The sequence below is a fragment of the Streptomyces sp. NPDC048664 genome (assembly GCF_040650555.1).
Lineage (GTDB): Bacteria > Actinomycetota > Actinomycetes > Streptomycetales > Streptomycetaceae > Streptomyces.
In genome coordinates this window covers 1-1,088 of sequence record NZ_JBEZHK010000074.1, presented here as the reverse complement: position 1 = coordinate 1,088, position 1,088 = coordinate 1, and the positions used below count along the sequence as shown (strand labels likewise).

Here is a 1,088-nt window from a genome sequence, read left to right as displayed (position 1 = left end):
GAGGGCTGGGTGTGGTTCAGGTGGTGTTGTGGGTGTGGAGGAGTGATTCGACGAGTGCGGTGACGTGGCGTCGGTCGGTGGGGGCGAGTTGGTGGACGGCGGCGATGAGGATGTCCATGTCGGGGTCGGTGGTGTGGGGGGTGGTTTCGGGGTGGAGGGGGATGCCTGCTGCTTGGGCGGCGGCTCGGGTGAGGGGGGCGAGGGGGATGCCGAGTCCTCGGGCGAGGCCTTCGAGGGTGGTGTGTTGGGGGATCTGGGCGAGGTGGGGGGAGGTGGCGAGGTGGTGGACGGTGGAGCGTGAGATGCCGCCTCGGCGTGCGAGGTCGTTGTAGGACCAGCCTTTCTGGTCCAGTTTGGTTTTGATGATGTCCTGCAGTGTGTTGGGCACCGCTGGTTCTTCCTGTGCGTGTGGCCGCCTGTCGCGGGGTCTAACGGCTGTGGTGGTGTGAACGTTGCGTTCGGGTGGGGGCTGGTTGTGGGGTGAACTCGCCTCGGGGTGGTGGTGTTTGGGGTGGGTGGGGCTGTTCGGGTTGTTCGGGTGGGTGGGTGTTGCTCCGTTCGGCGGTACGGGGTGGTGTGGGGGTTACCGGGGGGTGTAGGGGGTCGTTGAGGGTGTATGAGCAGAAGTCGCAGGTTGCGGGATCTGTCGGGGGCGCCGGCGTTCGATCGGTTGCGGGCCGAACTGGCACGGGCAGCCGACGCCGTGGCCGGAACACGACCCCCGCCCCCACGACCCGCCACCGATCCCGCCAACCTCACCAGCACTCCCGCACCCACCGAGGCGAGCACTACCCCCGAGGCGGGTGCTGGCCCGGAGGGGGTTGCCGATGGTGGGGGTGTGTCGCCGGACGTCGCGTGAGACCGGGGTGCCACCAGTCCCGGGGTGCGGGTCTCGGTGTGGGTGTGATGATACGAGGTCGGATGATGTGAAGATTTAAGCCGAATGAGAGCTTGATGAGCATTCACTTATGAAGAGGGTCTTTGCCCGTTCTCGCGGCATTCGGGGGTGCAGGATCGTACCCGTCCCGGCCCCCCATCGGCCCGGGAGAACTGACGGGACGACACGCTCCCGCACAGGAAAGGACACC

Annotated in this window: 1 protein-coding gene; it reads right to left on the bottom strand. The window is 67.0% G+C overall.

The annotated features are described in order from the left end of the window. Positions 1-16 precede the first annotated feature (16 nt). On the bottom strand, positions 17-388 hold the full coding sequence (locus tag AB0C59_RS34835) for a helix-turn-helix transcriptional regulator (protein ID WP_363011878.1): 372 nt from the start codon (positions 386-388) through the stop codon (positions 17-19). Positions 389-1,088 lie beyond the last annotated feature (700 nt).